The organism is Janthinobacterium sp. GW823-FHT01H08 (assembly GCF_058797855.1).
Genome location: NZ_CM179504.1, coordinates 4,489,803 through 4,512,084, shown reverse-complemented (window position 1 = coordinate 4,512,084; position 22,282 = coordinate 4,489,803). Strand labels below are relative to the sequence as shown.

Here is a 22,282-nt window from a genome sequence, read left to right as displayed (position 1 = left end):
GTCAATCGCCGCTGTCTTCATCTTCGTCGGCGCCCTTGGCCGCCTTGCCCCGTTCGGCGTCGACGGCGCGCTGCAGGCTGGCCGCGTCGCGGAAGAAGGCATCCGTCGTGTGATCCGGGCTCAGGCGCAAGGCCGGCGGGTAGATCGCCGACATGTACGCCTCGTCGGCCAGGCGGCCGCTGATCTGCAGGTTGCTCAGCAAAATCAGGCTCGAGCCAAGGATGGCCAGCACGACGGCGACGAGGCCGAAGCGGCGCGGATGCTGCGGCTTGATCGTGCACAGATGGTAGTAGATCATGGCGCAGACGATGACGATGAACATATGCCGTCCGTAGCGCGTCAGCGCTTCCAGCGAGAACGCATACGCCGCCACCTTGCTGCCCAGTTCCCACACTTCCATGGCCAGCAAGCCGCAACCGATGATAAACAGGTGGCGGCCGAAGCGCGCCACATGGCCGAACAGACGGTTCGCCACGGCCCAGATCGACGACCACACGAGGCCGCCGGCCAGCGCGGTGGCGATGATCATCAGGTAGGAAATCGGGTCGAAGGCGTCCGCATCGCTGAGCCAGTTGCTGAAGGCGGCCGAAGCGCCGATCATGGCCAGGCCGGCGACGGCCGGGCGCAAGCCTTCCCAGTCATGCCTGGTCGTGTCGCCCAGTTCGGGCGCCACCGGATGGTCGCTGGCGCGCACGCGCAGGCGCGTGTGGCCCAGGCGCACGATGCTGTTGCCGTTCAGGGTCACCTGCGCTTGCCGCAGCCCCAGGTGGATCACGCCGTTATGGCTGCCCAGGTCGCGCAGCAGCAGGCCGCCTGCGCCATCGTCCTCGACAATGGCGTGCTCGGCCGCCGTATGCGGATCGTCGAGGATGAAGTCGTTGTCATAGCTGCGGCCGATGCGGATCGGCAGGGACTCCATCCGCTGGCGCCGCTGCACTTCGCCATTCTCGGCGAGGATTTCAAGGTAATAGGGCGGCTTCATGGCTTGCGGCCGCTTTCCCGCGACAGCGCTTCGAGGAAGGTGCGCGTGACGCGCATGCCGTTGGCGTAGGACACGCCGCGCGCGTCGATGCGGCTTTGCAGGCTCATGAGCGGCTCATCGGTGCTGGCGGCCAGCAGGGCAAAGTCGTACAGTCCCGTAAACTTGCGGTAGGCGCGCACGCACAGCACGGCGCGCAGGGGCAGGGTCTTGTTTTTGACGAACTGTTCGGTGCAATGGGGGCCTGTCAGGTGCGCGCTCTTGTAGCTGCCAAAACTTTCGTTCTTGAACGAGGCGCTGGCCAGCTCGGAAAAGCGCAGCGGACCCAGTTCGCTGCTGCGCAGGAATTCGTGGCGCATCGACACTTGCCCCGTCTGCAGGGCGCCGGAAATGAAGATGGCCGACTCCATGGCGCAACTGGTGTTGTCGAGCAAGTAAGGCTTGTCGGACTTGACGTTGGAGCGCCCCCAGCAGCGCATCTGGTCGGACTCGCGCACGGGCACGCGGTACGGGCCCATGGCTTTCAGGCTCAACGGCGTGTCGAGCAGGCGCGCCAGCATGACTTCCTGGTGCGCCAGCAGTTGCGCCGTCACCAGTGGCTTGAAGTCTTTCGGCGGCTTGCCTTGCTGCGCCACCTTGGCCAGCAATTGCTGGGCATAGCGGGCCGGCACGAGAAAACTGACGAGTTCGCCGTCGAGGCGTTTCGACACGTTCACGCCCGCGACGTCGCCATTCGCAGTGACGCTGGGGCCGCCGCTCATGCCGGAATTGATCGGTCCCGTAAACATCAGCTGGTCGTAGAAGCTGCGCGTGACGACGCCGTTGTACGAGCCTTCCGAAATGGCGAAACCCAGGTCCAGCGGGTTGCCCATCGAATACAGGTACTGGCCCTGCGTCAGGGGCGCCAGCGCTTCCGGCATCTTGAAAAAGCCCGTGCCATGGCGGTTCACGCGCAGCACGGCCAGGTCGTGCAGCACGTCGACGGCCAGCAATTCCACATTGCCCCGCTGGCCGCTCGTGTCGACCCATTCGCCCACATAGGTGTCCGGGTCGAGGGCGAATTGCGACACGACGTGATAGTTGCTCACCACCAGGTCGCCCGTGCCGATCAAAAAGCCGGAGCCGACGGACGATTGCGTGCGGCCGTTTTTCAGCAGCACGCGCACTTGCAAAATATCGGCGCGCGCGGCCGTGTACAGTTTTTGCGCGGCCGACGAGGGCGGCGGCAGGGCCGCATGTTCGGTGGCGGCAGGCGCGGCGGTGGCCGGCGGCGGCTTGGCGGGGGGAGTCGAAGCGGCGGTGGCCGCGGCTGGCGCCGGCGCCGGGGCCGGGGCCGCGTGGGCGCCTGCGCCAGCGCACAGGCTGGCCAGCAAGCAGGCGTAGTCAGAGAATTTCATGCATCCTTTGTGCGTGAGCAGGAGCGAAACGGGGGGCGCGCTGCCGCGCCGGCGCGGCTAGCCGCTTGGCAATTACAGGGCGCCGTCTTCCAGCGCCGGCGCCGTTTCCGGCGTCATCATGTGGCCCAGTTTGCTTTGCTTGGTATTCAGGTAGTGCTGGTTGAACGCATTGCGGTTGACCAGCAGCGGCACCCGTTCGGCCACCGTGATGCCCAGCGCTTCCATGGCCGCGATCTTGCGCGGATTGTTCGTCATCAAACGCAGGCTGTGGATGCCGAATTGCGCAAACATGGGCTTGCACAAGGTGTAGTTGCGCGCGTCGGCCTTGAAGCCCAGCTGTTCATTCGCCTGCACCGTGTCGGCGCCCGCCTCTTGCAGGCGGTAGGCGCGGATTTTATTGATCAGGCCAATGCCGCGCCCTTCCTGGCGCAGGTACAGCAAGATGCCGCGGCCTTCCTCGGCGATGCGTTTCAAGGCACCCTCGAGCTGGGCACCGCAGTCGCAGCGCTGGGAAAACAGCACGTCGCCCGTCAGGCACTCGGAATGCACGCGCGCCAGCACCGGTTCGCCGTTGCCGATATCGCCCAGCACCATGGCCAGGTGTTCCTTGCCCGTGGCGTGCTCGACAAAGGCGTGCAGGGTGAACTGGGCCCACGGCGTCGGCAGTGCGCAGGAAGTCGTGTAATCCAATTCGCCTGTCGCCAGGAGGTCTGCGCCGCTTTGCATGGTTGTGCTCATATAAGTAATTGTCAAAAATAAAAGGCGCGCGACACCACTCCGGTGCCGGCGCGCCTTGCCATCATACCAAAAAGCAGGGAAACGTTTTCCCTGGCTGCCATTCGGTCGTTGCAATGTCTGGTGATGAACCTTACTTAGGGGCACTTCCTCCTTTTACAAGGTCGATGGCGGGCTATGCCTGGCGGATGCCGCCGCCAGGCACGTCACATCAACTGCCGATGCGGCCGCCGTCGTTCTTGGTGATCACGATGGTGGCCGAGCGGGGACGCTTACCGGCGCCGTAACCGGCGTTGGCCGGCCATTGGCTCGTGTACTTGGACGGATCGCCGATGTTGGCCAGCGCGGTGTTTTCGCCCGGATGCTGGATATTGATGAACATGGTCTTGCCGTCGGGCGTTTCGCTGATGCCCGTGATTTCCGAGCCGACCGGCCCCACCAGGAAGCGCTTGAGCGTGTCGGCCGTGGGTTTCTTGCCGATGAAGGTGTCGACCGCCAGGTTGCCGCCGGCCGCCGTGGCGTAGTTCAGGGTGGACTTGGCGCCGTCGCCCACCTTGCCGGGGATGGCCGCGAGCATCATGCAGTTGGTCACATCCGTGTACGCGCCATCGTCCGTCTGGATCCAGCAGATGCCCGTGTAGGGGCTGAAGGCCAGGCCGTCCGGGCTCGAGAAATCCTGGTCGGCCGTCAGGTTCGACAGGTTGATCTTGCTGGCGTCGGCGCCGCTCTCGGCGCCAAACAGGTAGACGTCCCACGTAAAGCTGGTGGCCGCCGCCGCGCCCGTGCCTTCCTTGAAGCGGATGATATGGCCGTTCGGATTGCCGTTCTGCGCGCTGCTGCCCTTCATGTCCGTGTAGGCGCGCGGGTTGGCGCTGTCGGGCGCCAGCTGCGACGAGCCGCTCGGATTGACGGTGCGGTTCGAGTTGTTGGTCAGCGTGTAATAGATTTCGCCATTGGCCGGGTTGACCGAGCACCATTCCGGACGGTCCATCTTCGTCGCGCCCACGGCGTCGGCCGCCAGGCGGGCATTGACCAGCACGTCGGCCAGGTCGGCGAACTTGTAGGCGCCGTACGTCTGGATCTGCGCGTTCGACAGGGACAACTCGATCCACTGGCCCGTGCCGTCGGCGGCCAGCTTGGCCACGTACAGCTTGCCCGAATCGAGGTATTTGTCGCCGGTGGCGATACGGTCCGCAGGCGTCGCATCCGCGGCGGCCCAGACGGCCGTCGTGACGAATTTGTAGATGTATTCGTTGCGCGAATCGTCGCCCATGTAGACGGCCAGCTGCTGGCCCACGGTTGGCACGCTGAAGGCGGCGCTTTCGTGCGCGTAGCGGCCCAGCGCCGTGCGCTTGCGGATCGCCTTGGTCTTGTCGTACGGGTCCATTTCGACGATGTAGCCCATGCCGTTCAATTCATTGCGGTAATCGTCGCTGCCGTCGGCTGATGCGCCGATCTTGCTCAGGTTCCAGCGCGCGTATTTGTCATCGCTGCCGCCCGTTTCCCAGCCGTGGCGCGAGGCGCCGCCCTGGCTGCGGCCATAGCGGTTCAGCGACACCACGGACTTGTCGCCGCGCGCCGCGTTGTCGGTGGCCGAGCGCGTGAAGTAGCCGGCCCAGTTTTCTTCGCCGGAGAGGTAGCTGCCCCAAGGCGACTTGCCCGTGCCGCAGTTGTTGATGGTGCCGCGCGTCTTGGTGCCGGTCGGCGAATACTTGGTCACCACGAGGGCGTTGCCGCGCACGGGGCCGGCAAGCTCGATGTCCGTCAGCGGCGTGACGCGGCGGTTGAAGGCGGAATCGTTGACGGTGGCCCAGGTGCTGCCCGTCTTTTTGACTTCCACCACGCTCAGGCCGTGGACGGCCACTTCCTTGTCGACTTCGGCGGCGGGGCGCGGCAGCGTGGTGGTGCCGCCATTCACGTGCAGGAAGTGCGAGGACAGTTTTTCGTCCGTGGTCGCTTCGTGGTTCATCGCCAGCAAGCCCCGTTCGGTGCCGGAGGCCAGCGGCGCGCCGGCGGCGGACAGGCCGTAGTATTCCATGCCGTCGTGGTGGTCGCCGGCGCGGTTGTCGAAATCGGTATCGCTGCCGTCATTCTTGTAGGCTGGCGTGGCCGCGCGCAGCGAGTCGCCCAGCGCATACAGCGCGGTGGCCGTGTAGCCGGCCGGCACCGACACGACGTCGGCCAGGCTTTTCGGCACGGCCGTGAAGGCCAGCAGTTTTTCGGGTGTCGGCGTTGGCGTCGGCGTGACGGCCGCCGCATCGCTGCCGCCGCCACAGGCGGACAGACCCATCGAACCCATGACGGCGGTAGCGGCCGTGACGGCGCTGCCGCGCAGCCAGTTGCGGCGGCTCAGGCGGGCGTTCAGGATGCTGTTGAAATGGTTGTCGTGGGACGCGTTGCTGTCGATGTCGTTCAGATCGGTGGCGCGGATGGCCAGATCGTTGGGCTTGTTCATGGGCTGCGATGTCCTGTGGTTGCGTGATTTAAAGGCAACCGCATGATAGTCAGCGTATGTGACAGCGCCATGTCAGCTTGATGACAAAACGGTGACAGGCTGCCGGCCGGACCGGACGCGTCGATGACGGGGCCCTCCGGTCAGGCAGCCTTGGCCTCACTTGGCCTGGCGAAAGCCGCGCTCCACCAGCAAGAGCATGCCGCCGAAGATGGACAGGTTCTTCAGGAAGTTCGTCAGCTGGTCCTGAAAGTGGGCCGCATCGGCGCTCCAGAAGGCGTGGAAGATCACGGTGGTCGGAATCAGGAACAGCGCCAAGGCCAGCGCCGCCCAGCGCGCCTGCCACCCCGTGATCAGCAGCAGGCCGCCGCCCACTTCCAGCACAATCACGCCCACCAGCAAGATATTGGCGATCGGCAACCCCTGGCTGGCCATGTAGCCGGCCACCCCCGCAAAGCCGCCGATTTTCAGCAAGCCCGAGACAAAGAACAGCACGCCAAGGGCGGCACGGCCGAGGGGCAGCAATACGTTGGTTCTGTTTTCCATGATTTTCTCTTTCTTTGTATTTATCAATTATTTCGGTAAATCGAAGACCAGAAACTCTGCGTCCTCTGCTTGCGTGAGGATCACGGCCGCTTCCTGCGTCAGTTTCAGCGCATCGCCCGCTTTCAAGGGCGTGCCGTTGACGACCAGGCTGCCGCGGATCAGGTGCACATAGGCGAGGCGGCCTTCTTCCAGCGCATGTTCGGCCTGCTCGCCTTCCTGCAGGATGCTGGCGTAGATGGCCGCATCCTGGTGGATCAGCACGGAACCCTGGCGGCCGTCGGACGAGGCGATCAAGCGCAGCTTGCCCCGTTTGCTTTCCGGCGTGAAGTGTTTCTCTTCATAGCTGGGGGAAATGCCCGTCACGTTCGGCTGGATCCAGATCTGCAGGAAGTGCAAGCCATCCGTGTTTGAATGGTTGAACTCGCTGTGGCGCACGCCGCTGCCAGCGCTCATGCGCTGGACATCGCCGTAGTGCAGCACGGAACCGGTACCCATGCTGTCCTTGTGCTCGAGCGCGCCGTCGAGGACATACGAAATGATTTCCATGTCGCGGTGGCCGTGCGTGCCGAAACCCTGGCCTGGCGTGACCCGGTCTTCATTGATCACCAGCAGGGGGCCAAAACCCATGTGCAGCGGATCGTGGTAGCTGCCGAAGGAAAAGCTGTGGTGGGAATTGAGCCAGCCGTGGTTGGCGGCGCCGCGTTCTTCGCTATGACGAATCTGTAACATGGTGGACTCCGTTTCTAAAGGTTAATGTGCGATAATTTCGAAGGACCGTTGCCTGGCGCTATGCCTTGGCTTCTCTCTGACCTTCGCTGTACGATGAACAAAGTATAGGCGCCTCAGAAGAGAAAGAAAAACGGAAAATCTTGCGACCTATGATCGAAAAAATCGAATGTTAAGACTGAGCCTGGAAGCGCTGCAAATCGTCGACGCCATCGACCGCCGTGGATCGTTCTCGTCGGCCGGCAAGGAGTTGCATAAAGTCCCGTCCACCATTTCCTATACGGTGGCCAAGCTCGAGGACGACCTGGGCGTGCAGGTGTTCCAGCGCAATGGCCCGAAAGTCATGCTGACGGCGGCTGGCCAGGAATTGCTGAAAGAGGGCAGGTATTTGCTGAAGGCGGCGCAGGACCTCGAACACCGCGTGCGCAGGGTGGCGTCCGGCTGGGAAACGGAATTATCCATCGGCATCGATTCCATGTTTTCCGCCGTGGCCCTGGCCGACGACGTGCGCGCCTTTTACGACGTGGCGCAGCAGACGCGCTTGCGCCTGTCGCAAGACACCCTGTCGGGCACCTGGGAAGCGCTGCTGGACCGGCGCGCCGATTTGCTGGTGGGCGCGCCAGGCGACGGGCCGGCGGGCGGCGGCTATATCGCGCAGCCGATCGGCATGCTCGACTTCGTCTTTACCGTGGCGCCCACGCATCCGCTGGCGCAGGTGGCCGAACCCTTGTCGCGCGGCCATTTGCAGCAGCACCGGGCCGTGGTGGTGGCCGATTCGGCGCGCCAGATGGCGCCGCGCACGGTGGGGCTGCTGCTGGGGCAAGATGCCTTGAGCGTGCCGAACATGCAGGTCAAGTTCGATTACCAGGTGCTGGGGCTGGGCTTTGGCTTCCTGCCGGGGCCGTGTGCGCGCGCCGCCATCGCGCGTGGCTTGCTGGTGGAAAAGGCCGTGGAAGAGCCGAAACCGTCGGAAACGTTTTACCTGGCCTGGAGAGTGGGCGAGGATGGCGCCGCGCTGCGCTGGTGGATGGCGCGCATGCGCGAACCAGATGTGTTTGCCCGCCTGGCGCAACATCTGCCCGGCCATTCGGCGTAGGCCTTAAAATGTTGACATACGCCAACACTTTTAAGTTACCATATTCACAGTATTTCCCGCCCGACCTCCACGCCCCACAGTGGGATTTTGATGATTACACACACCGCAGCGCCCCTGATACCTTCCCCTGACCTGGTCCAAGAGTGGGGTTGCCATGCTTGAGGCGAAGGTCGCGCTGTGCCTGCGCCTCGCCCAGGATGCCCGTGAACAGGCGGGGCCGCAGCAGGCCGCCACCCTGGCGCGGCTGGAGGAAGAGCTGGAGCGGCTGCGCGGCGCCAGCCGGCCCGTGGTGCGCGTGGCGCCCCCCGACGCCTTGCTGGAAATCGATCCCGACGGCTTTTTGATCGGCTGGAACCATGGCGCCGAACAGATGTTCGGCTATTCCGAACTGGAAGCACTGGGCCAGCACATCCTGTTTTTGTATCCGGAAGACGACGCGGAAGCGAGCGTGCTGGAACTGCATTTCACGCAGGGCGACGTGGCCACCGATGTGCGCCGGCGCAAGAAGTCGGGCATGGTGACATGGCTGCGCATGCACCGCCATGTGATCCACGACCAGGCGGGCAAGGGCTGCGGCATGGCCGTGCGCCTGTCGGCCATGAGCGAGCCGCTGTCCGACGTGGACAAGGTCCGGTTGCACGCCCGCATCATCGAAGACAGCGAGCAAGCCGTGCTGATCACGGATGCGGAAGAGCGCATCGTCTCGATCAACAGCTCGTTTTCCCGCATCACCGGCTATTCGCCGGCCGAAGCCATCGGCCGCACGCCGGACTTGCTGCGCTCGGGCGTGCACGACCCGGATTTCCGCGCCAAGGTGCGCGCCGCCATGCGCGGCCACGGTTCCTGGCGCGGCGAAATCATCGGCAAGCGCAAGAATGGCGAACTGTTCCCGCAAGACGTCACCATCAGCGTCGTGCGCGACGAATTTGGCGAAATCAGCCATGTATTTTCCCTGTTTTCCGATATCTCGGTGCACAAGGATGCCGAGGCGCGCATGCAGCGCATGGCCAACTACGACAGCCTGACGGGATTGCCCAACCGCTGCCTGCTGAACCAATTGGTCGACCAGGGCCTGGCCGAAGCGAAACGGCAAGGCACGCATGGCGCGCTGATGGTCATCGACATCAGCCGCATCGGTTCCATCAGCGACACCCTGGGCCATGAAGTGGGCGACCAGCTGGTGATCGCCATCGGCCAGCTGTTCCGCGGCGCCCTGCGCGACGCCGACATCCTGGCGCGGGTCGACAACAGCAAATTCGTCGTGGCCCTGCTGCACATCGAAAAGCGCGAACACGCGGCCAACGTGGCGCAAAAGCTGCTCAACCTGCTCGAGGCGCCGATCAATATCGACGCGCACGCGCTGCACGTGGGCGCCAGCATCGGCATCACCGTGTATCCGGAAGACGGCCTGGAAGCGCCGGCCCTGTTCCGCTTTGCCGACGTGGCCGTGGCCAAGGCGGGGCAGACCATCGAATCGACCTTCCTGTTCTACCGCGAAGACATGAACCGCAGGGCCAAGGAGCATCTGCGCCTGGAAAGCGAAATGCGGCTGGCGCTCGGCGACAAGGAGCTGGAATTGCATTACCAGCCGAAAGTGAGCCTGGCCAGCGGACGCATCGTGGGCGCGGAAGCCTTGCTGCGCTGGAAGCATCCGATGCGCGGCATGGTTTCGCCCGGCGTCTTCATCCCCGTCGCCGAGGAAACCAGTCTGATTCTGGAGCTGGGCACCTGGGTGCTGGACGAGGCGTGCCGCCAGATCCGCAGCTGGGAAGACCGTGGCCTGCACATGCCGGCCATCGCCGTCAACCTGTCGGCGCGCCAGTTCGATGAACAGTTGCCGGCGCGCATAGCGGCCGTACTCGAGCGCTACCAGGTGCGGCCCGACCAGATCATGCTGGAAATCACGGAAAGCCTGCTGATGCGCGGCGCCGACAAGGTCATCGGCATCATGAACCAGCTGGTGGCCATGGGACTGGCGCTGGCGCTCGATGACTTCGGCACCGGCTATTCCAGCCTCGCCTACCTGAAGAAATTCCCCATCAGCACATTGAAAATCGACCGCTCCTTCGTCATCGGCTTGCCCTTCGAGGAAAACGATTGCGCCATCGCCCGCGCCATCGTCACCATGGCGCAGCAGCTGCGCCAGGAAATCGTCGCCGAAGGGGTGGAAACGGCCGAGCAGATGCGCTTCCTGCGCGAACTCGGCTGCGACCAGCTGCAAGGCTATCTGTTCAGCCCGGCCGTGCCGGCGGCCGAATTCGAGCTGATGCTCGATGAAGGCCGGCAGTTGCGCCTGGAAGAGGCGGTCTGAACCGGCGTCGCTCAGACGCGCAGCAGTCCGCGAAAGCCCCGGCTCGCATAATACGATTCGGCGCCGTTGTGATAGACGAAGACCTGGTCATAGCGGCGGTCGCCAAACAGGGCGCCGCCCAACGCCCGGATGCTGTCCGGCGTGGCGATCCAGCTCGAGGTCTTGCGGTCGAACGGTTCCAGCTCTTGCAGCTGCCGGTACTGCACCTGCGTCAGCAAGGCGATGCCCATCGCCTGCGCCATGGCGAGCGCGCTGCCGGCCGGCTTGTTGGCCTTGCGCGCAGCCAGGGCCGCCGCGTCGAAACACAGGCTGCGCCGGCCGATCGGGCTTTCTGTTGAGCAATCGCAAAACGTGACGGCGTCCGTCTCGTCGGCGTGCCCGATGACGTCCGGTTCGCCGCCCGTGTCTTCCATTTTCTGCAATGCCACCAGGCTGGCGGGAGCGGCGTTCAAGCGCGCCAGCACGCTGTCCCAGGTCCATCCCGGATGGCGGTGCATGTGCCGGCTGAAGCGGGTTTGCAAGGTGCGGATCAAGTCATCATGCATGGCGCGGCTCCCTGGAAGTTCAGCGATATGGCCGATTATAAGACGCGATGCCGGCTGGCGGCGCTCATCCCAGCTGCACTTTTTCCAGCAGATAATCGAGCATCACGCGCACCCTGGCCGGCACTTGCAGGCCCGGTCCCACGAAGACGGCGTGCACGAGTTCCTTGTCGCCCGGATTGTAGTCCTGCAGCACTGGCATGAGTCGGCCTTGCTCGATGTCGCGCTGCACGTGCTGGCGCGAAAAGCGTCCCAGGCCCATGCCCGCCAGCGCCAGCTGGCGCATGCTTTCGCCATCGCTGACGCAGGTATTGCCCTGCGGCGCCACCTGCAAGGTGCCGCCGCTCCCGTCGAGGAAGGGCCACGTTTCGTTCTGGCAGCGGAAGTTGAATGCCAATAAATTGTGTTCAGATAATTCCTGCGGCGTGCGCGGCAGGCCGTGCCGCGCCGCGTAGGCTGGCGAGGCGACGACGACCATCGTGTCTTCGCCCAGTTTGCGCGCCACCAGGTTCGATGCCTTCAGCGTGCCCGTGCGGATGGCGATGTCGGTGCGGTCTTCCAGCAGGTCGACGATGGCGTCGCTGACGACGACGTCGAGCACGATGTCGGGATAGCGCTGCGCGAACTCGGGCAGGATGGGCAGCAGGTGGCGCACGCCGAACGGCACGAAACAGTTGATGCGCAGGCGTCCGCGCGGCGCGGCGCCCTGCGATGCTTCGCGCTCGGCGCCATCGATATCGTCGAGGATGCGCTTGCACTGCACGAAGAAGGCGTCGCCCTCGGGCGTCGTGTGCAGCTGGCGTGTGCTGCGCTGGAGCAAACGTGCGCCGAGCCGCGCTTCCAGGCGATTGACGAGCTTGCTGACGGCCGACGGCGTCAGGGCCAGGCGGCGCGCGGCGGCGGAAAAGGCGCCCGTTTCCACCACGGCCACGAACACGGCCATCTCGAACGCGCGGTTGATGTCTTGCCTGGCCATTATTGAATCCATTTCACAGGTGTTTCCATTATTGGAGTCTATATCAAAAGTATTTATCTCGATACACTGGCCCGCTTGAACCATTTGTTGGAGCCATCATGACCACCGCAGCCCCTGTTTCCCCTCCCGCCAGCACGATGCCGCCCGGCGTGCTGGCGCTGGCCGTCGGCGCCTTTGCCATCGGCGTGACCGAATTCATCGTTGTCGGCATCCTGCCCGCCATTGCGAAGGATTTGCACATTTCCATCGAATCGGCCGGCTCGCTGGTGAGCCTGTATGCGCTGGCGCTGGCCATCGGCACGCCGCTGCTCGTGTTATTGATGTCGCGCCTGCCGCGCAAGGCGGCCTTGCTGGGGCTGATGAGCGTGTTCCTGGCCGGTAACCTGCTGGCCGCCTTTTCCCACACGTTTGAATTGCTGCTGGCGGGACGGGTCATCACGGCCGTGGCGCACGGCACCTTCTTTGCCATCGGCGCCACCGTGGCCGCCAGCCTGGTGAACAAGGCGCAGGCGGGCAGGGCGATTTCCGTGATGTTTGCGGGACTGACGCTGGCCATGGTGATCGGCGTGCCGTTCGGCAGCTTCCTCGGCAACCTGATGGGCTGGCGCCTGCCGTTCTTTGCCGTGGTGGTCTTGGCCGCGCTGGGTTTGGCCGCCATGGCGCGCTGGCTGCCGGCCGGTTTGCAGCAGGGCAAGGGCGGCAAGGCCATGACGCAGCTGGCGGCCCTCGGCAGCGGCCCCATCCTGACGATGATGGCGGTCACGACCTTCGGCTTCGGCAGCAGCTTTGCCGCGTTCACGTTCATTACGCCCATCCTGACGGATGTGACGGGCTTTTCCGCCACCATGGCCAGCGCCCTGCTGATCGTGTTCGGCATCGCCACCTTTGCCGGCAACCTGGCGGGCGGCTACCTGACGAGCCACCTGGGCTGGCAAAAAGCGCTGCGATCGATGCTGCTGTTGCTGGCCGTGACGCAAGTGGGCGTGGCGCTGGCCATCACGTCCCAGTGGCTGATGACGGTGATGCTGTTCGTCTGGGGCGTGTTCGCCTTCGGCCTGTCTCCGGCCCTGCAGGCGGGCATGCTGGCCACGGCCGAGCGCTACACGCCGCAAGCCGTCGATTTCGCTTCCGGCCTGAATATTTCCGCGTTCAACCTCGGCATTTCCTTCGGTTCCATGCTCGGTGCGCTGATGGTCTCGCGCCAGCTGATGGCGTCGTCGCCATGGGCCGGGGTGGCGGCTGCCTTGCTGGCCCTGCTGCCGCTGGCGTGGCTGGCGCGCAGGAACCTGGCCGCCCACGTGGCGGGGGCGGCCGCGCACTGAGCGCGGTCCGCCTTATTCCAGCAGGGCGGCGATCGCCAGCGGCGTGCCGCCGGTGAGTACCTGGCCTCCGTCCGGATGCGCATGGAAACGGAAGGCGTAGACGCGAAAGCCGCTGGCGGCGTCGCCGGGAAAGGCGGGGCCGTCCTGCGCCGCCAGCGGGAACGCCGCGCCATCGCCGCCCTGATAGCGCACTTGCGCCGCATCCGTCCTCGCATAGGCAAACTGCACGCCGGCGCAGCGCTTGCCGCCAGCGCTGCCGGCGTAGCGCGTATAGGCGAGGAATTGTTCGCAGGCGGCGCGCAGGTCGGCCGCCGCATACACGCCATCGGGCCGCGTGACGATGGAGACCCAGGCGCTTGACGAGATCTGCCCCGGCTTGCGGTTCCAGGTCAGCTCCGCGTTGTCGTCATAGGCAGCCTTGGAAAACGGGAAAACGGCGCGCCCCAAAGCATCGAGCGGCAGCGCCAGCTGCGCGTCCTTGCCGTGCAAGGTCAGGCGCAAGCCATCCGTGGACACGCTGGCGTCGCGCGGACGCAAGCGCAGATGCTGCTGCAGCAATTGCTTGGGCTTGCCGTACTTCTCGAACCAGATCATGTGGCGGTAGGCGTCGCGATACGCGATCCAGTCGCCGCCTTCCTGGGCGCCTGCGAACGCGGGCAGCAATGCCAGGCCGAGAAGCAGGGATGTGCGCATGCCGCTTAAAACCGGTAACCGAGGCCGGTGGACCAGCTGATGACGTTGCGCCGTTCGATGACGGGACTGCCGGCCGGCCCGCTGCCCAGCCGCGTGCCCGTGACGGCGCTGTTGAGCAGCCACTTGCTGCTCAGCGCCCAGTTCCAGTTGACGCCTGCCTCGATGGCGGTGACGCCGCCGGCCGGGCGGTAGTCGCGCGCGCCGCCGGCAGCAACGCTGACGGCGTAGCGCTCCTCCATCGCGGCGCCGCTGGCCAGCGACACGCCGGCCGACAGGGTCACCGTATGATGGGCCGCCAGCGAGGGCAGGGTCTTTTGCACGGCGAGCTGCGCGCGCCAGCCGTGCGCGCTCGTGTCGTACACCAGGTTCGACGTGACGCGCATCTGCTCGCCCAGGTAATAGCCATAAAAGCCGCCCACGTCGGGCGAGCCCTTGATGCGCCGCGTGCCGCGCAGGCGCCAGCCATCTTCCGGATCGCGCGCGTTGCTGGCGGCCAGCAGCGGGCCGTATTCAATGCCCGGCGTAGCCGACAGGTGCATGCCCGCCACGCCGCTGGCCGAGACGAACACGCCATTGCTCCACTGGACCTGCAGCAGCGGCCGCAGGACGGCGGCGCGCGGCGCGCCATCGTCCGTCGCGGAGCTGCCCGTGACCGCCGCGCCCACGTACATGTCCCGGCTCCCGTCGGGCATCATCTGCGCGCCGGCGCCGCCGGCCAGCAGCAGCGCCGGCAGCAATAACCGGGGAGAAAACCGGGGAGAAAAACGGGGAGCGAACTTGTGCATGCCATCCTTTAAAAACCGAAACGGACACCGAGCGCGATGCGGTTCATCGTGCTGTCGAGTCCTTCGTATCTGACTGTCGGGGCGTGCTCCCATTCGAGCTGCAGCGCCACGTCCTTGTTGATCTGGTAAGCCGCTCCCGCGCTCGCGTACAGGCCCGTCTTGCCGGCCGATTCACCGGGCGGCGCATTCCTGCCGTCGATGGAGAATTTGACGCGGCTGCGCGCCATGCCCGCCTTGGCGAACAGCGACCAGTCCTCGTCCAGACGCCAGGTGCCGCGCGCCGCCAAGTAGGCGGCGCTGGCGCGCACCCTGAGCCGGTAGCCGGGGTCGAGGTCGAAGCTGGTCGCGCCGCCGCTGGCGCGGTAGCCGCCCTCCAGCGCCCAGGCCGGCGTCAGTTCATAGCCGGCGAAGACGCCGAAAGGCAGCGCCTTGCCGCTCGCGTCGCGCTGGCTTGTCGCGCCGCCAGCCGCATACTGGATCTTGCCGTCGCTGGCCGGGCTGATGTTGGCGCCCACGTACATGCCTTCGGCGTGGACGAGCGAGGTGGCGGCGACGGCGAGCAGGGTGCTGCATGCAAATTTTTTCATGTTCGGATTCCGGTTGAGGTAAGAGCCATGAATGTTAGGCAAACAGCGTCCCGGAATCCGCCCGTGTTTGTCTTCGAATTGTCCTCAATTTGTAGGCCGCATTTGTATAGAAAGTGTAGCAATGTGTACGGGATTGTCGAATTTGCCACAGGCGCGCCGCGCTCCACTACAATACGCCACAAAAATGGCGGCGCGGAGGAGCGATGCAAGGTGTCATGCTGGTGGAGGACGATGCGCGGCTGGCCGCGCTGGTCAAGGAATACCTGGAGCAATACGACTATGCGGTCGACGTGGTCACGCGCGGCGACCAGGCCCTGGCGCGTTTTCGCGATACCCAGCCCGAGCTGGTGATACTCGACCTGACCCTGCCCGGCGTCGACGGCCTGGTGGTGTGCCGCCAGCTGCGCCAGCTCAGCGCCGTGCCCATCCTGATACTGACGGCGCGCGAAGACACCTTCGACGAAGTCTCGGGCCTGGAGCAGGGCGCCGACGACTACGTGAACAAGCCGATCCAGCCGCGCGTGCTGCTGGCCCGCTTGCGCGCGCTGCAGCGGCGCGGCAGCGCGGCGGCCGGCAGCGATATCGTCATCGGCCAGCTGCGCGTGTCGCGCGAGAACCGCGCCGTGCACTGGCGCGGTCAGGAAATCGCCATGAACAGCGCCGAATTCAAGCTGTTCGCCATCCTGGCCGATGCCGCGGGCAAGGTCATGTCGCGCAACGACATCCTCGTCAAGATGCGCGGCATCGAATTCGATGGCCTCGACCGCAGCATCGACAACTGCATCTCGCGCCTGCGCCGCAAGTTCGACGACACCGCCGCCGAGCGCATCAAGACGGTGTGGGGCGAAGGCTACCTGCTCACGCCCTCGGCCTGGGAATGAACCGCCTGTTCTGGCGTTTCGCGCTGCTGGTGCTGCTGGCCATCGCGCTGGGCAGCGGCGTCATTTACTTCACCTTCAGCCGCCTGTTCGGCGATCCGCTCGAGCATATCGCGCGCGACCAGGCGGCCGGCCAGATCTTCCTGCTGGAGCAGTACATCGACCAGGCACCCGCCGACGAATGGCTGCCGCGCCTGAACAAGGTGCGCGAAGTGTCGGACGTCACGCTGGAACTGCAGCCGCTGGCCACGGTATTGGCGGCGCTGCCGGCCGTCCGGCGCGCGCCGCTGTTGCAAGGCGCTGTCGTGATGGACGTGGGCGGCAAGGGCTTTTACCGCCGCGTCGACGTCACGGGCGCGCGCTATGCCGGCAGCGACGACGACGTGCTCCACGCGCAGAAGCTGCCCATCGACGTGGGCCAGGCGCTGCGCATGGAAGCGATCCGTTTCGCCGTCATCGCGCTATGCCTGCTGCTGCCGCTGGGCTGGTGGACGCGCGCGCACGGCCGCAGCCTGGCGGCGCTGTCGCGCATGGCCGACGATTTCGGACGGGGCGACCTGGCCGCGCGGGCGCGGGTCAGCCCCGCATCGAGCATCGCGCCGCTGGCGGGCCGCATCAACGACATGGCCGGGCGCATCGGTTCGCTGCTGGAGGCGCGCAAGCATTTGCTGCTGTCGGTCTCGCACGAGCTGCGCACGCCGATCGCGCGGCTGGAATTCGGCCTGGAACTGCTGGCCGCGCGGCATGCGGACGGCCAGCCCGACCTGCAGCGGCGCGTCGACGCCATGGGCGCCGATGTCGATGAACTGAAAACCCTCGTCAATGAGCTGTTGGGCCTGATGCAGCTCGATCATGCGCAGGCGCTGCCGCGCCAGTCCTTCGCGCTGGCGCCCCTGCTGCACGCCTGCCTGGCGGCGGCCTTGCCGCGCCAGGTGGACGCCAGCATCGCCACCGACCTGGGCGAGCTGCGCGGCGACGCCCGTCTGCTGGCGCGCGCCGTCGGCAACCTGCTGGGCAATGCGGCCAAATATGCCGTTGCGCGCGTGGCGCTGTCGGCCGTGCGCGATGGCGAGGCGCTGCACATCGTTATCGAGGACGATGGTCCCGGCATTCCCGCCGACCAGCGCGAACGGGTGTTCGCCCCGTTCTACCGCCTGGAGCGCGAGCAGGACCATGCGGCCGCGGGCCACGGCCTGGGACTGGCCATCGCCGCCAGGGCCGTCGCGCTGCACGGCGGCGCCATCGCCGTCGACGATTCGCCGCTGGGCGGCGCGCGCTTCACGATTTGTATTCGGGCCTGAGCGCTGCCGCGCCGCGTCTCTGCCGCTGCGCCATGTACGAGCTGCCCATGGACGCGGCCATGATCATGGCAATCGCCAGCCACTGCCCGGCACCGAGCCGCTCGTCGAGCAGGATGTAGGCCAGCATGGCGGCCACGGCCGGTTCCATGCTGCTCATGATGCCGAACGCTTGCGGCGTCAGCCGCTTCAGGGCCACCATTTCCAGCGAAATCGGGATGGCGCTGGAAATGAGGGCCACGCCCAGGCCGATGCCCAGCACGGGGGGCGAGAGCAGGGCGGCGCCGCTGTGCATCACGCCCACGGGCACGACCACCAGCGCGGCCATGGCCAGGCCCAGCGAGACGGAATGGCCCGCATGCAGATGGCTGGCGCGCTTGCCGAAGACGATGTACGAGGCCCAGCAGACGGCCGCGCCCAGGGCGAACAGCACGCCCGTGGGATCGAGATTGCTGATGTCGTGGCCGAGCGGCAGCAGCAGCGCCAGTCCCGCCACGGCCAGGGCCACCCAGACGAAGTCGAGCGCGCGGCGCGAGGCCAGCAGCGCCACGGCCAGCGGGCCGGAAAACTCGATGGCCACGGCGATGCCGAACGGGATCGTGCGCAAGGCCATGTAGAAGCACAGGTTGGTCAAGCCCAGCGCCGCGCCGTACAGGGCCACCGTGCGCAGGTCGGCGCGGCTCAGCTGCCAGCGCCACGGGCGCCAGAACAGCAACAGCAGCAGCGCGGAAAAGCCCACACGCACGGCCGTCGTGCCTTGCGCACCGACCAGCGGGAACAGGCTGTGCTTGGCCCATGAGGTGCCCAGCCCCAGCGCGGTGACGGAACCGAGGATGGCGAGCAGGGGAATGAACGAGGAATAGCGGCGTAATGGCATGGTGATAAAAGGCTTGATATCGGAATGGTGAAAGTTTATTGTGTCTGCTCCGATATTTGCACTGCATTTTGACCTTCATGACGCAACTTTCGCTCACGCCTTCGCCCGACCTCGATGCCTTCGACCTGGCGATACTCGACATCCTGCAGCGCGATAACACGACCTCGCAACGCGAAATCGCCCAGGCCGTGCATTTGTCGGCGCCGGCCGTGCAGCGGCGCATCCGCCGCCTGCGCGAGAGCGGGGTGATCCGTCATGAAGTGGCCGTGCTCGACGCGAGCCGGTTGGGCCGTCCCTTGATCTTGACGGTGGAAGTGCATTTGCACGACGAGCACCCGCAGCGCACGGCCGGCATGCGCGCGCGCATCATGGCCGAGCCTGCCATCCAGCAGTGCTACGGCATCACGGGCGAGGCCGATTACCTGCTGATCATTACCGCCAGCAGCATGGCCGAATACGAGGCACTGACGGAACGCCTGTTCGGCGGCGACGACAATATCCGGCGCTACCGTACCTCGGTGGCGCTGACCTGCCTCAAGATGGGCTTGCACGTGCCGCTGGCATAGGATCGGACAGATGACGATCTCCAACAAGAAGCAAGCGGCCGTGAAGGCAGCCATGCCCGCCAGCCTGCGCGCCGCCGTGGCCGGCTATCGATGGGTGCGCGACAGCGCCGGTGAATCGGACGCTGCCGTCTACCGGCTGCAGGGCAGGGACGGCGCGCCGGACCTGTTTTTGAAGCATGGCAAGGGTGTTGCCGCCGCCGAGCTCGCCGATGAACTGGTGCGCCTGCGCTGGCTGGTGCAGTACCTGCCCGTGCCGGTCGTGCTCCAGTTCGCCCAGGCGGCAGACCCGCAGCAGGTATGGCTGCTGACGGCGGCGCTGCCGGGCAAGACGGCGCACGAATTACTGGAAGCCGATCCCGAGATTGGCCTCGCCGTGGCCGACGCGCTGGCAGCCTTCCTGCGCCGCCTGCATGCGCTGCCCGTCGATGCCTGCCCGTTCGACGCCAGCCCTGCCGTCCGGCTGGCCCAGGCGCGCCAGCGCATCGATGCGGGCCTGGTCGATGCCGACGATTTCGATGCCGGGCGCCAAGGCTGGACGGCGGAACAGGTGTGGGCGACGCTGCAGGATTGCCAGCCCGTCGCGCCCGACCTCGTCGTTACGCATGGCGATTTTTCGCTGGAGAATATCCTCCTGCACGAAGGCGCCGTCGTCGGCTGCCTCGACGTGGGACGGGCGGGCGTTGCCGACCGCTACCAGGACCTGGCCATCGCCTGGCGTGCTCTCGGTCAGTTGGACGCCGCGCTACAGCAAAGGTTTGCTGAGCAATATGGGCTCCTTGATATCGATCAAGGCAAGCTGGCATTCCATTTGCTGCTCGACGAGCTGTTTTGAAGGCTGCCAGCCATCAAGGCTCTTCGCGCTCGGCATCGCGTTCGCGGCAGCTCAAGGACGCGTAATGACCTTGGGGCAGCCGGGCCTGGATGGCAACCTCGCTCAGTGCATGCCCGATATCGACGGGGTCGGTCAAGGTGCAGCGCTGGGCGATGGCGAACTCCTGCAGCTTCTGCGTGCTGCCCTGCACCTTGAGCGTCACGCCCGCCCCGGGGCTGACGCAGCAGCCGATGTATTGCGTGATGTATTCTTCCTCGATCAGCACCAGTGCATGCCCCATGAAGCCGGCCGGCTTTTTCAACAGGTAATAATCGGTGTAGTCGAAGCGCTGGTCCGGGTGCTTGCCGATGTAGCCTTCGCGCATGTAGGCGGCGATGGCCTTGCCGGAGGTGCCCACCCTGTCCGTCGTGCCCTTTTTCAGGTGCAGCGCCTGGATCAGACCGCTTTCAAGCCCGGGATCGGCAGCGGCCAGGGCGCTGGAGGCGCAGGCGGCGAGAAAAAGCGAGCCGATCAGGCGGCGGGTGCGGCGCCACTCAGCCATGGGAGGGATTGCTTGCATATATGACGTGTAGGGGAGAAGAAGCGCAGTGTAGCCCACGCCAGTCCGTGTGCGTGGCACAATGCGTGATCCGCACGCCACGTGCCACTGACCCCAGGACTTTCATGACCCGCGCCATCCTTGACGAAGCCCAGATCCATCCCGCCGCCCGCCCTTTGATCGGCAGCAAGCACCAGGACATCGTGCGCGAGGTGCAGGCGGCCATCGCCGCGCACCAGGTAGTGGTGGTCGGCATGGCGCTCAACCCGTTCCCGCGCAAGGCGCGCAAGATACTCGACGTGCTGGGCACGCCTTATCAGTACCTGCAATACGGCAGCTATCTGAACCAGTGGCACCGCCGCAATGCCTTGAAAATGTGGACGGGCTGGCCCACGTTTCCCATGATTTTCGTCAATGGCGTGCTCATCGGCGGCGCCAGCGAGCTGCAAAAGCTCGTGGAAAATGGCGAGTTCAGCGCCATGCTGGCGAAGAAGCTGCGCCAGTTCTGACCTGTTCCTTACTCGCCCGGCCGCCACGGCGACTTGCGCGTGCGCAAGGGGTCGAGCAAGCTGCGTAAATCGTTGTGGTCGAGTTCGTACATCAACGCGATTAAACTGCCCAGTTCGCCCGAGGGAAAGCCCTCGCGCGCGAACCAGCCCAGGTAGTGTCCCGGCAAATCGGCCAGCAAGCGTCCCTGATATTTCCCGTATGGCATTTCGCGCGTGACCAGCAGCGCCAGTTTTTCTGAATTCATGGTGGTGACCCCGTGTTGATGCGGCCAGTGTAGCAGACCATTACATTGTTGATTTGAGCGCAATTATCTTCTGCCCGATCAGGTATTTTTCGGAATAAAGAAAACCCCGATACTGCATGCCAACATCATTTATCGGAGTTTGTCATGCCCATTGCCTTGCTCGCGCTGACCCTCAGCGCCTTTGCCATCGGAACCACCGAGTTTGTCATCGTGGGACTGTTGCCCACCATCGCCGCGGACCTGGGCGTCAACCTGCCGTCGGCCGGCCTGCTGGTCAGCCTGTATGCGCTGGGCGTCGCCGTCGGCGCGCCCGTGCTGACTGCCCTGACGGGCAAGATTCCGCGCAAAACCCTGTTGCTGTCGTTGATGGTCTTGTTCACCCTGGGCAATTTGCTGGCGTGGAAATCACCGGGCTATGCAACCCTCGTCGTCGCCCGCATCCTGACGGGGCTGGCGCATGGCGTGTTCTTTTCCATCGGCTCGACCATCGCCACCTCGCTGGTGCCGAAGGACAAGGCGGCCAGCGCGATTGCCATCATGTTTACGGGCTTGACCGTGGCCCTGGTGACGGGCGTGCCGCTGGGCACCTTCATCGGCCAGCATTTCGGCTGGCGCGAAACCTTCCTCGCCGTCTCGGCCCTGGGCCTGGTGGCGTTCATCGGCAGCCTGCTGTACGTGCCGTCGACCATCAAGCACAGCAAGCCTGCCTCGCTGCTTCAGCAAGTGCAGGTGCTGGGCCAGCCCCGGCTGCTGCTGGTGTATGCCATGACGGCCGTCGGCTATGGCGGCTCCTTCATCGCCTTTACCTATCTGGCGCCGATCCTGCAGCAAGTGTCGGGTTTCAGCGCCGGCGCCGTGGGTGCGGTGATGCTCGTGTATGGCGTGTCCGTGGCGTTCGGCAATATCTGGGGCGGCAAGCTGGCCGACAAGAAGGGGCCAGTGCGCGCCCTGAAACTGATCTTCTTGCTGCTGTCCGCCGTCTTGCTGCTGCTGACCTTCACGGCGCCGCATCCCGTGCTCGTCGTCATCACCGTGCTGCTGTGGGGGGCCGTGGCCTTCGGTAACGTGGCCGGTTTGCAAGTGTATGTCGTGCAGCAAGCGGAACACTTCACGCCCCGCGCCGTGGACGTCGCTTCCGGCCTGAATATCGCCGCTTTTAATCTGGGCATCGCCGGCGGTGCCTGGGGCGGCGGCTTGATCGTCGAACACCTGGGTCTCGTGCACACGGGCTGGATCGGCGCGCTGGTCGTGCTCGGTGCCTTCGGCTTGACGGCCCTGAGCGGCCGGATGGACCGTTTGAACCCGATTCCCGTGCGCAGCGGCGGCGAGAAATCGATGCATGCGGTGGGGCATTAAGCCTGCTTGATCTGCAAGCAAGTTGCTGGCACGGGC

23 protein-coding genes are annotated in these 22,282 nt (G+C 65.4%); 9 read left to right on the top strand and 14 right to left on the bottom strand.

The annotated features are described in order from the left end of the window. Window position 1: 1 nt before the first annotated feature. From AC3RCG_RS20195 to AC3RCG_RS20170, 6 genes are all read right to left on the bottom strand, one after another. Window positions 2-982, bottom strand: a complete 981-nt coding sequence (locus AC3RCG_RS20195; RefSeq protein ID WP_492403191.1) for an FHA domain-containing protein — start codon at window positions 980-982, stop codon at window positions 2-4. Further along, window positions 979-2,376: a S1 family peptidase gene (locus AC3RCG_RS20190; RefSeq protein ID WP_492403189.1), complete on the bottom strand. Its 1,398-nt coding sequence runs from the start codon at window positions 2,374-2,376 to the stop codon at window positions 979-981. The genes AC3RCG_RS20195 and AC3RCG_RS20190 overlap by 4 nt, the downstream gene beginning before the upstream one ends. Before the next feature lie 72 nt (window positions 2,377-2,448). After that, a complete protein-coding gene (gene ribA, locus AC3RCG_RS20185; RefSeq protein WP_070224093.1) occupies window positions 2,449-3,102 on the bottom strand; it encodes a GTP cyclohydrolase II in 654 nt (217 codons plus the stop codon). Between the two features lie 220 nt (window positions 3,103-3,322). Further along, window positions 3,323-5,566, bottom strand: coding sequence for a PhoX family protein (locus AC3RCG_RS20180; RefSeq protein ID WP_230505146.1), 2,244 nt, complete (start codon window positions 5,564-5,566; stop codon window positions 3,323-3,325). Window positions 5,567-5,722: 156 nt separating this feature from the next. Further along, window positions 5,723-6,109 carry a DoxX family protein gene (locus AC3RCG_RS20175; RefSeq protein ID WP_070224091.1) on the bottom strand — a complete coding sequence of 129 codons (387 nt, stop codon included), beginning with the start codon at window positions 6,107-6,109 and terminating at the stop codon, window positions 5,723-5,725. A 27-nt stretch (window positions 6,110-6,136) separates the two neighbouring features. Continuing rightward, the gene (locus AC3RCG_RS20170) at window positions 6,137-6,838 is read right to left on the bottom strand and encodes a pirin family protein (RefSeq protein WP_492403185.1); all 702 of its coding nucleotides are present in this window, start codon (window positions 6,836-6,838) and stop codon (window positions 6,137-6,139) included. Window positions 6,839-7,004: 166 nt separating this feature from the next. Between AC3RCG_RS20170 and AC3RCG_RS20165 the strand changes: the two genes are divergently transcribed. Together AC3RCG_RS20165 and AC3RCG_RS20160 are read left to right on the top strand one after the other, a co-directional pair. Then, the gene (locus AC3RCG_RS20165) at window positions 7,005-7,931 is read left to right on the top strand and encodes a LysR family transcriptional regulator (RefSeq protein WP_070224088.1); all 927 of its coding nucleotides are present in this window, start codon (window positions 7,005-7,007) and stop codon (window positions 7,929-7,931) included. 154 nt (window positions 7,932-8,085) lie between these two features. Next, entirely contained in the window at window positions 8,086-10,242 is a 2,157-nt protein-coding gene (locus AC3RCG_RS20160; RefSeq protein WP_070288739.1) for a putative bifunctional diguanylate cyclase/phosphodiesterase, read from the top strand. Between the two features lie 11 nt (window positions 10,243-10,253). Here the strand turns inward: AC3RCG_RS20160 and AC3RCG_RS20155 are convergent, their stop codons facing one another. Further along, entirely contained in the window at window positions 10,254-10,787 is a 534-nt protein-coding gene (locus AC3RCG_RS20155; RefSeq protein ID WP_492403182.1) for a DUF4256 domain-containing protein, read from the bottom strand. A gap of 64 nt (window positions 10,788-10,851) precedes the next feature. Continuing rightward, window positions 10,852-11,772: a LysR family transcriptional regulator gene (locus AC3RCG_RS20150; RefSeq protein WP_492403180.1), complete on the bottom strand. Its 921-nt coding sequence runs from the start codon at window positions 11,770-11,772 to the stop codon at window positions 10,852-10,854. Between the two features lie 86 nt (window positions 11,773-11,858). Between AC3RCG_RS20150 and AC3RCG_RS20145 the strand changes: the two genes are divergently transcribed. Next, window positions 11,859-13,082, top strand: a complete 1,224-nt coding sequence (locus AC3RCG_RS20145; protein ID WP_070224079.1) for an MFS transporter — start codon at window positions 11,859-11,861, stop codon at window positions 13,080-13,082. A 12-nt stretch (window positions 13,083-13,094) separates the two neighbouring features. Here AC3RCG_RS20145 and AC3RCG_RS20140 read toward each other — a convergent pair whose 3' ends face one another. The 3 genes from AC3RCG_RS20140 to AC3RCG_RS20130 are packed head-to-tail and all read right to left on the bottom strand — an operon-like array spanning window position 13,095 to window position 15,147. Further along, entirely contained in the window at window positions 13,095-13,775 is a 681-nt protein-coding gene (locus AC3RCG_RS20140; RefSeq protein ID WP_492403178.1) for a hypothetical protein, read from the bottom strand. Between the two features lie 5 nt (window positions 13,776-13,780). Next, window positions 13,781-14,560, bottom strand: coding sequence for a MipA/OmpV family protein (locus AC3RCG_RS20135; protein WP_256267208.1), 780 nt, complete (start codon window positions 14,558-14,560; stop codon window positions 13,781-13,783). A gap of 8 nt (window positions 14,561-14,568) precedes the next feature. Next, on the bottom strand, window positions 14,569-15,147 hold the full coding sequence (locus AC3RCG_RS20130) for a porin family protein (RefSeq protein WP_070288735.1): 579 nt from the start codon (window positions 15,145-15,147) through the stop codon (window positions 14,569-14,571). Between the two features lie 203 nt (window positions 15,148-15,350). On the opposite strand from AC3RCG_RS20130, the gene AC3RCG_RS20125 reads away from it, so the two are divergent. Further along, a complete protein-coding gene (locus AC3RCG_RS20125) occupies window positions 15,351-16,028 on the top strand; it encodes a response regulator (RefSeq protein ID WP_070224073.1) in 678 nt (225 codons plus the stop codon). Continuing rightward, window positions 16,025-17,326: an ATP-binding protein gene (locus AC3RCG_RS20120; protein ID WP_492403175.1), complete on the top strand. Its 1,302-nt coding sequence runs from the start codon at window positions 16,025-16,027 to the stop codon at window positions 17,324-17,326. The genes AC3RCG_RS20125 and AC3RCG_RS20120 overlap by 4 nt, the downstream gene beginning before the upstream one ends. On the opposite strand, the gene AC3RCG_RS20115 is transcribed toward AC3RCG_RS20120, so the two are convergent. Next, on the bottom strand, window positions 17,304-18,200 hold the full coding sequence (locus tag AC3RCG_RS20115; RefSeq protein ID WP_492403173.1) for an EamA family transporter: 897 nt from the start codon (window positions 18,198-18,200) through the stop codon (window positions 17,304-17,306). The genes AC3RCG_RS20120 and AC3RCG_RS20115 overlap by 23 nt on opposite strands. Before the next feature lie 77 nt (window positions 18,201-18,277). Between AC3RCG_RS20115 and AC3RCG_RS20110 the strand changes: the two genes are divergently transcribed. Both AC3RCG_RS20110 and AC3RCG_RS20105 read left to right on the top strand, forming a co-directional pair. After that, on the top strand, window positions 18,278-18,766 hold the full coding sequence (locus AC3RCG_RS20110) for an Lrp/AsnC family transcriptional regulator (RefSeq protein WP_070288813.1): 489 nt from the start codon (window positions 18,278-18,280) through the stop codon (window positions 18,764-18,766). 10 nt (window positions 18,767-18,776) lie between these two features. Then, window positions 18,777-19,598, top strand: coding sequence for an APH(3') family aminoglycoside O-phosphotransferase (locus tag AC3RCG_RS20105; protein ID WP_070288732.1), 822 nt, complete (start codon window positions 18,777-18,779; stop codon window positions 19,596-19,598). A gap of 13 nt (window positions 19,599-19,611) precedes the next feature. On the opposite strand, the gene AC3RCG_RS20100 is transcribed toward AC3RCG_RS20105, so the two are convergent. Then, window positions 19,612-20,139, bottom strand: coding sequence for a hypothetical protein (locus AC3RCG_RS20100; protein ID WP_492403171.1), 528 nt, complete (start codon window positions 20,137-20,139; stop codon window positions 19,612-19,614). A gap of 122 nt (window positions 20,140-20,261) precedes the next feature. On the opposite strand from AC3RCG_RS20100, the gene AC3RCG_RS20095 reads away from it, so the two are divergent. Continuing rightward, complete coding sequence (locus tag AC3RCG_RS20095; RefSeq protein ID WP_070224062.1) at window positions 20,262-20,645, top strand: glutaredoxin; 384 nt, start codon at window positions 20,262-20,264, stop codon at window positions 20,643-20,645. A gap of 8 nt (window positions 20,646-20,653) precedes the next feature. On the opposite strand, the gene AC3RCG_RS20090 is transcribed toward AC3RCG_RS20095, so the two are convergent. Beyond that, window positions 20,654-20,890, bottom strand: a complete 237-nt coding sequence (locus tag AC3RCG_RS20090; RefSeq protein WP_034749909.1) for a DUF3820 family protein — start codon at window positions 20,888-20,890, stop codon at window positions 20,654-20,656. Between the two features lie 144 nt (window positions 20,891-21,034). Between AC3RCG_RS20090 and AC3RCG_RS20085 the strand changes: the two genes are divergently transcribed. Next, on the top strand, window positions 21,035-22,246 hold the full coding sequence (locus AC3RCG_RS20085) for an MFS transporter (protein ID WP_070311386.1): 1,212 nt from the start codon (window positions 21,035-21,037) through the stop codon (window positions 22,244-22,246). Window positions 22,247-22,282: the final 36 nt, after the last annotated feature.